Source organism: Photorhabdus caribbeanensis, assembly GCF_018448885.1.
GTDB lineage: Bacteria > Pseudomonadota > Gammaproteobacteria > Enterobacterales > Enterobacteriaceae > Photorhabdus > Photorhabdus caribbeanensis.
Genome location: NZ_RCWB01000038.1, coordinates 36,770 through 46,183, shown reverse-complemented (window position 1 = coordinate 46,183; position 9,414 = coordinate 36,770). Strand labels below are relative to the sequence as shown.

The window sequence follows — 9,414 nt, the reverse complement described above, 5'->3', positions numbered from 1 at the left end:
CAAAAACGGACAGGTCGAAATTCATCGACGTTGAGAACAGCACTTCGCGGATCTCTTCCACGTCAAAAGCCTGTTGAGCCCAGTGCAGGAAGTTAACCGTATTGCGGTGCTCAATCATCACCCCTTTTGGCACCCCTGTGGAGCCGGAGGTATAAATCACATAGGCCAGATGCCGGGAAGTCAGCGCAGGCACCAGTGGATTACTGTCTGGCTGATTTGGCAAGGTATTCGGGTCAAGTACGGTCAGTCTGGTCAGCGTTTCCTCGCCTAATGCAGACCTGCCGGTCTTATCCGCCAGCACCACTGTCGGCGCAGCGTCATGCAGGATATGCACCAGACGTTCACCCGGATAAGCCGGGTCCAACGGCACATAGGCGCCGCCGGCTTTCAGTATTGCCAATATTCCCACCACCATAGCCGGTGAACGCGCCACACAAATCGCCACTCGCTGATCTGGCTCTATGCCCAGCGCAATCAGCTGATGGGCCAGACGGTTAGCACGGGCATTTAATTCCGCATAACTGAGGGTCTGCTTTTCATACACTAAGGCTATCGCGTCAGACGTTTTCTCCGCCTGTTGTTCAAACAACTGATGGATACATAACTGGTCAGGATAAGCGGCTTCCGTGGCATTCCAGGTTGTTAACAGCAAGGTACGCTCCGTTTCCGGCAGAATGTCCAACTGCCGTACCGGCATTTGCGGGGCCTGTTCCAGCGCTGTCGCCAGGCTTTCCAGTGCTTGCTGCATATAACTGCACAGGCTTTCCGGCTCAAACGGCTGCACGACCTGCGCCGTCAGCCCCAGAGCATCGCCAAAATCCTCTACTGATAGCATTAACGGATAGTTGGTCCGCTCCTGTGCGCCAAGAAACTCAATACCGCTCATCAAATCATCTGACATTACCGGCAAAGTATTATGTCGATAGTTTAACAAGCTATTAAACAGGGGTATCTCACCCTGTACGCCGCTGCAACGCTGCGCCAGCGCCAGTGACGCATGTTCATGCGCTAATAATCCGGCCAGTCGGGTATGGGCGGTCTGTACACTTTCCCGTACCGAGGTCTCATCCATATCCAACCGCAACGGCAAAGTATTGATAAACAGTCCCATGCCATTGTCAGCCCCGTCTCCCGCCGCCATACGCCCAAACAGCACCGTACCGAACACCACTCGATCTTGTCCGCTGGTACGCGCCAACACCTGTGCCCAGGCCAAATGACACAACGCCGCCAGACTCACACTCAAACGTCGGGCCTGACTGCGCAAACGGTTATTGAGCTCAGGCGCCAACATCCGGTGAGATTCAGCCACCTGCGAACCATCACGATGCACTTCCGTCAACCCGAACGGTAACGTGGGTTCATCTACCCCCGCTAACATGTCAGTAAAGAAGCGGGTGTGTTCTGCCTGATTCATCCCCAACCGGGCCTGCGCGATCAGATTACGGAAAGGCGCAGGCGCGGGCAGGTTTTCCTCCTGACCGGCCAGATACGCCCGCACTTCACGGTGCATTACTTCCATCGTTTCATGGTCGCCAATTAGATGATGCAGCAATTGCAGCAGGATCCAACGACCATCAGTTTCTTGTGCCGCCACAAAACGTAATAACGGCGCTTCCCTCAAGTCAATACGATGCTGACGCGGATCAAAACGCCGGGTTAGTTGGTCACTGACCGGACCATCAACCGGGTTCAGTGTCAGTTCCGTCACCGATAAGGCGGCCTGACGCCAGACCACCTGCGCCGGGACTGACAATCCCTGCCAGAGAAAAGCGGTACGCAGGATATCGTGGCGATCAACCACCCGCTGAACCGCTGCCAGATAACGATCCAACAGCGCCCGGTCAGCAAAGGCCATCTGGCTGATCAACAGATAGGGATCGCCTTCATTCTCCAGCAAATGGTGGAACAAAATGCCGTCCTGCAATGGCGACAGGGCATAGATATCCTGAATATTAGCCACCCCGCCCGGCACTTGCCCGACGATGCAATCAATGTCAGCCTGAGTCAAATCAATCAGCGGCAACATTGTCGGCGTCAACGCTGTGGTTGCTGGCGTAATGACGTTAGGCGGCACTTTCACCGCCTGATGCCGTCCCAATGTTTGCGCCAGGTCTGACAGCACCGGCGACTGGAACAGATCACGCGCCGTCAGTGTCAATCCCAGGTGACGCAAGCGTCCAATCATACGTACAGCGAGCAACGAATGCCCGCCCAAGGCAAAAAAGCTGTCATACCGACTGATCTGCTCAATGCCCAGTAATTCACGCCAGATCGCCGCCAGCGCGATTTCTGTTTCTCCCTGAGGCTCAGCGTAAGCCTGACGGGCAACAATTTCATTGTCCGGCGCCGGTAATGCCCGATGATCCAACTTGCCGTTTGGCGTCAACGGAAACGCATCCAGCCGCACAAAGGCCGTTGGCACCATGTAGTCAGGTAAAATGGTACTCAAGTGAGTATGCAGACTATCCGCCAGCCCGTCATTCTCTGATCCCACCACATAGGCCACCAGCCGTTTATTCTGCCCTTCCCCCCGTACCAACACCGCCACTTCACGTACCATTGGGTGCTCGGCTAACCGGGCCTCAATTTCTTTTGGTTCAATGCGGAAACCGCGGATTTTAACCTGCTGATCATTACGGCCCAGGAATTCCAGATTGCCGTCAGGCAGATAACGCGCCAAATCCCCGGTGCGATACAGGCGAGCATCCGGGTTATCACTGAATGGATCGACAAGGAAACACTCGGCGGTCAATTCAGGCCGATTAAGATAACCACAGGCCACCCCATCGCCACCCACATAAATCTCTCCAACCCCCCCCAACGGTACCGGCTGACCATAAGCATCCAACAGATAAACCCGTGTGTTGGCTATTGGTCGGCCAATCGGAATGTTGGTCGCTCCCGGTGCGACTGCATTGATTCGGTAGGTTGCTGTAAAGGTGGTGCCCTCACTTGGCCCATAGCCATTTAATAGCTGTTGCGGTGGATTGGTGTTCAGTACCTGGCCGATAACATGCGGATCAAGAGCATCGCCGCCAACAATCAGCAGCCTTATCTGTGGCAAAACCGGGGACAGTTCTTCGGCTAGCTGGTTAAATAATCCGATGCTCAACCACAGAACCGTAATTCGTTGAACCTGTAGAACCTGTACAAATTCTGGCGGCGTCAGCAAAGTGGCGTGATCGACAACCACTAATGCGCCGCCATTCAGCAACGGCGCCCAGACTTCAAACGTGCTGGCATCGAAAGCCGGGTTAGCGGCAAAGGCCACCCGGTCATTGGGTTCGATTTCAGCATAGCCGTTGTTAATCACCAGCCGGACCACTGCACGATGGGGTACCAAGACCCCTTTAGGTATCCCGGTAGAGCCGGAGGTGTACATGATATACGCTAACTCAGTGCTGGCACGCGGTAAATCAAGGTTAAGGCGATCTTGCTCGTTGTCTGTATCTGTCTCATCCGAGAGACAAAACAGCGGCACAGCCAGATCCGCCGGAATATCCGCCTGTGTATCGGTCAGCAGCAATCTGGCGGAACTATCATTTATCAGCCAGTTTTTCCGCTCATCCGGCACATTGGGATCTATCGGCACGTAAACCGCGCCAGCTTTGAGAATCGCCAATTGGGCCATCACCAGTTCCATCGAACGCGCGAGTAAAAGCGCAACATGATCACCGGGACACACCCCTTGTTCGATGAGCTGACGAGCCAGCCGGTTAGCGCGGGCATTTAATTCGGCATAACTAAGGGTCTGATCTTCATACACTAATGCTATCGCGTCAGGCGTTTTCTCCGCCTGTTGTTCAAACAACTGATGGATACATAACGCATCAGGATAAGCGGTTGCCGTGGCGTTCCAGGTTGTTAACAACAACGTCCGCTCTGCTTCCGGCAGGATGTCCAAGGCCCGAACCGGCCTGTCCGGCGTTTGCTCAAGGGCTTCCACCAGACTTTCCAGCGTCTGTTGCATATAGCCGCAGACCCGTTCCGACTCAAACGGTTGCACAACCTGCGCTGTCAGCCCCAGTGCATCGCCAAAATCTTCCACCGATAACACTAACGGGTAGTTGGTTCGCTCCTGTATGCCAAGGAATTCAATGCCGCCAATCAGTTCATCTGATGCTGCCGATAAGGCATTATGCCGATAGTTCAGCAGGGCGCTAAAGAGCGGCGTACCGCTGGCAACCCCACTGCAACGCTGAGCCAACGCCAGTGACGCATGCTCATGCGCTAATAATCCGGCCAGTCGGGCATGAGCAGTCTGTACACTCTCTCGTACCGGGGTTTCATCGATATCCAACCGTAATGGCAGGGTATTAATAAACAACCCCATACCATTGTCAGCGCCATCCGCTGCCTGCATACGGCCAAACAGTACGGTGCCAAACACAACTTGTTCCTGACCACTGGTGCGCGACAACACTTGCGCCCAGGCCAAATGACACAACGCCGCCAGACTGACGCCCAAACGCCGGGCTTGACCGCGCAGACGGCTATTCAACTCAGGAGCCAACATCCGGTGAGATTCCGTCACCTGTGAACCATCACGATGCACTTCCGTCAACCCGAATGGCAGCGTGGGTTCATCGACTTCTGCCAGCATCTCGGTAAAGAAACGGGTATGTTCCCCCTGATCCCCCCCCATCCGGGCCTGCGCCACCAAATTACGGAACGGTACCGGCACCGGTAAGCTCTCCTCCTGACCTGTCAGATATGCCTGAACTTCGCGGTGCATCACTTCCATTGTTTCATGGTCGCCAATCAGGTGATGCAGCAATTGCAGCAGAATCCAACGGCCATCGGTTTCTTGCGCCACGACAAAACGCAATAGCGGCGCTTCACTCAAGTCGAGACGATGCTGACGGGGATCAAAGCGCCGGATTAACTGCTCTCCGACCGGACCATCAACCGGGTTTAATGTCAGTTCAGTCACCGATAAAGCGGCCTGACGCCAGACCACCTGCGCCGGGACTGACAACCCTTGCCAGATAAAAGCGGTACGCAAGATATCGTGGCGATCAACCACCCGTTGCACCACCGCCAGATAACGATCCAATAGCGCTCGATCAGCAAACGCCATTTGCCCCGTCAACAGATACGGATCACCTTCGTTTGCCAGTAAGTGGTGGAACAAAATACCGTCCTGCAACGGCGACAGGGCGTAAATATCCTGAATATTCGCGATCCCGCCCGGCACCTGTCCGACGATGCGGTCAATATCAGCCTGAGTGAGATCAATCAGCGGCAACATCGCTGGCGTCAGGGCCGTAGTTGCTGGCGTAATGACGTTAGGCGGTACTGCCACAGCCTGATGCTGCCCCAATGTTTGCGCCAAGTCTGACAGCACCGGCGATTGGAACAGATCACGCGCCGTCAGCGTCAATCCCAAGTGATGCAGGCGTTCAACCACCCGTATCGCCAGTAGCGAATGCCCCCCCAGAGCAAAAAAGCTGTCATACCGGCTTATCTGCTCAACCCCCAGTAATTCACGCCAAATCGCCGCCAACGCAATTTCCGTTTCTCCCAGAGGCGCTTCATAAGCCTGACGGGCAAAGGCTTCACTGTCCGGCGCAGGTAGTGCGCGACGATCCAATTTACCGTTCGGCGTTAGCGGAAACGCATCCAGCCGCACAAAGGCTGACGGTACCATATAGTCAGGCAAAATAGCTTGCAGATGAGCACGCAGACTGTTCGCCAGCCCGTCATGGGCTTCCGCCGCCACATAGGCCACCAGCCGTTTATCCTGCCCTTCCCCTCGTGCCAACACCGCCGCCTCACGCACCGTTGGGTACTCAGCTAACCGGGCTTCAATTTCCCCCAGTTCAACGCGAAAGCCGCGGATTTTAACCTGCTGATCGTTTCGGCCCAGGAATTCCAGATTGCCGTCAGGCAGATAACGCGCCAAATCCCCGGTGCGGTACAGGCGAGCATTTGGGTTATCACTGAACGGATCGGTCAGGAAACGCTCGGCGGTCAATTCAGGCCGATTAAGATAACCACAGGCCACCCCATCTCCACCCACATAAATTTCTCCGACCATCCCTAACGGCACCGGCTGACCATAGGCATCCAACAGATAAATCCGCGTGTTGGCTACCGGTCTGCCGATCGGGATATGGGTCGCTCCCGGTGCGACTGCATTGATTCGGTAGGTTGCTGTAAAGGTGGTGCCCTCACTTGGCCCATAGCCATTTAATAGCTGTTGCGGTGGATTGGTGTTCAGTACCTGGCCGATAACATGGGGATCAAGGGCATCTCCGCCGACAATCAGCAGCTTTATCTGCGGTAAAACCGGTGACAGTTCCGCTGCCAGACGGTTAAACAACCCGACACTCAGCCACAGAACCGTTATTTGCTGACTCTGTAGATCTTGTACAAACACCTGCGGCGTCAGCAAAGTGGCGTGATCAACAACCACTAATGCGCCGCCATTCAGCAACGGCGCCCAAACTTCAAACGTGCTGGCGTCAAAAGCCGGATTAGCGGCAAAAGCCACCCGATCATCCGGCCCGATTTCAGCATAGCCATTATTAATAACCAGCCGGACTACCGCCCGATGCGGCACCAACACCCCTTTGGGCGTCCCGGTAGAACCGGAGGTGTACATGATATACGCTAACTCGGCGCTGGAACGCGGTAAGCCAGGATTGATGCGATCTTCTTCACGGCCCGAGTTTGCCTCATCCGAGAGACGAAGCAGCGGCACAGTCAGGTTAGCCGGAATATCCGCCAGTGTATCGGCAAGCAACAATTTGGCGGCACAATCACTTATCAACCAGTTTTTCCGTTCATCCGGCACACTGGGATCTATCGGCACGTAAACCGCGCCAGCTTTGAGAATCGCCAATTGCGCCACCACCAACTCCATCGAACGCGCTAGCAGAAACGCAACATGATCACCGGGGCACACCCCTTGTTCGATAAGCTGACGAGCTAGCCAGTTGGCGCGGGTATTCAGTTCCATATAACTGAAGGTGTTATCTCCCGCTATCAGTGCCGTCGCTTCTGGGGTTTTCTCCACCTGTTGTTCAAACAATTGATGAATGCATAACTGGTCAGGATAGGCGGTTTCCGTAGCGTTCCAGGTTTCCAGTAACAACCTACGTTCAGCCTCTGGCAACAAATTAAGCTGCCCAACAGGGATTTCATCATTCGCCCTTTTTGATGACGCCAGCACCTGCAAATGTTCGCTCATCCGCAGAATCACTTCCTGGCTCAGGCGATTTTCATCATAGATCCAGCGAAAACCGCCCTGCGAATTTATCTGGAATGTCAGCAATTCGCCGGATACCGCCTGATCACTCGATTTATCATCCTGTATCACAGAAACGGCGATCTGCCACGGTCGGCTTGTTCTTAATGCCGGGATAGCCCGCAGTGAAGGAGAACGGGAGAGAAGATCACGACTAAATGTGCGGTGCCGCGCCAATCGGACCAGCTCGTTATCCATCCAGTCAGCTACCACAGACCACGGCTTATCAAACGCCACCTCGACAACCATCGGCACTACCGATGACAACCCGGTCAATATCTCTGGTTTATCGTTTGCCTCATCCACATACCAACCGATTTGCAGTTCAGTCTGCTGAGTCAAACGCGCAAGGTAGATAACGAATACCTGCAACAGTGTCTGTAATGGGTCTTCTCCAGCATTCGACAGTGGAGGCTGCCAGGGGCTGATTCCCCAGCGGGGTTCTGTCGGCTTCTCAATCATTTCAAAAGGCAACTGGAGTGGCTGCAACGAGGCAAGACGCTTATGCCAAAATGATTCACCAGGCGCGAGTGTTTGAAGGGTCTCTTTTACATTCTGCGCTTGTTGTGAGGAGAGTAAAGGAAGCTGTTTGCCCGGTCTAAGTCCCGATATCTCGGCAAGCTCTCTGGCAGACAGCAACTGCCCTTCAAGGGTGGCGAATCCCCCGATCCGCACATCCTCACTGCCGGTCGTCACCTGCCAGGCATCCTCCTCCACACTCATTAACGTACCGGGTACCCCCTCGGAACTCGTGTTCAACCGCTGAAGCCAGGAAATTTGTACCGGGCCTTGTTTCAGTAATAGTTTCGGGCAACCCAATGGATTTAAATAATTCTCCCCAAAATCTAATGCCCGCACTAAAGCTGACAGGACTTCGCCCGACTGCTCCCAACACAAATATCCCCCGCCATCGGGGCGACGTGACTGAGCATAAAAACTCCGTTGCGAAAGATCCTGAGGATGAGTCACCAGTGCGTCGCGGCCCAGATTTTTCAGCAGTGCGACAAATCCTTTCTGAGCCGCCTGGTAACATTTCAGATTCAATGAGAAAGCGTTATCCTGTTCTTCAATCGATACCGGCCATTGCACAGCAATATCGCCAGTATCCACACCACCTTCAATACAGTGCCAGGAAATAGCGTAATGAGTCTCCTGAGCTAACAACGCCCAAGAAGTTGCATGACTACCCGCATAGCGCGGCAGGGGACTATTGTGATAATTAAAGGCACCGCCACGAATGTGTTCAATTAATGACACCGGCAGGATGATTGGGTTGACGATTGAGAAAAGCCAATCGACAGGCTGTGACGTGATTTGTTCTTGTAATGCATCAACCGAGTTCACACAAACAATCCCTTGCTGGGCAGCCCACGTTTGTAGAACAGGATCAGTAGGTAGCACTGCTTGTATGGTATGCCCAGCCGCCAAAATTTGTTCGGCGCAAAACACCGCCAGGGTTGTTCCTCCCACCACAACACATTCTCGTGATGGAATCGATGTATCATACGTATTATGAGTTATATTTTCACATGACATCTGAGAGAGAGTTTCGTCTTTAAGAACATTTCCCGCTGTAGCAATGTTACCTTTCATCTATTACCTCAACGAATCTGTTAGAAATTTGAAAACTGTCATACCCGACAGCCATCACCAATATTTCTTTCTTACTTCTTGCCCCCAAGAAATAAAAACGGACGCATCCGACATCAATTCAAGATATTCAAAAATCGCACCATCGCTCGATTAATAACGGACAATTAGTCATTTTTGCACGCTAATTCCCCTAATAACCGAACAAATAATCAAGCTTAATTGAATAAATAAAATACTCTATTCTTATTCCTATAAGAACATTATTATATTCAATACCGTAAAGAAACAGTACAAATTACAATTAATATCACCACATACTATTTCACAATAATAAAACAATGTGGCATATATAATAATTAACTCAATAAAATACTGATTGTAACAAGATGTATTCCAATTAAATCGTTTTGTGATGTTATTTTTATGACGCCCAGAGATATTTATCAAGACGCAGTGCAAGATGGGATTAAATTTAATATTATTCAATTACATACCTCTCCCAATACATACATTTATTGCCTATCCAACAGGACTATTTTATTTGCTATTCTTTGCCATAGAGAACG

1 protein-coding gene is annotated in these 9,414 nt (G+C 52.6%); it reads right to left on the bottom strand.

Annotated features, from left to right (window positions below; genetic code table 11):
- The coding region (locus EAE90_RS19625; protein WP_214054912.1) for a non-ribosomal peptide synthetase at window positions 1-8,848 on the bottom strand (8,848 nt) is incomplete at its 3' end.
- Window positions 8,849-9,414: the final 566 nt, after the last annotated feature.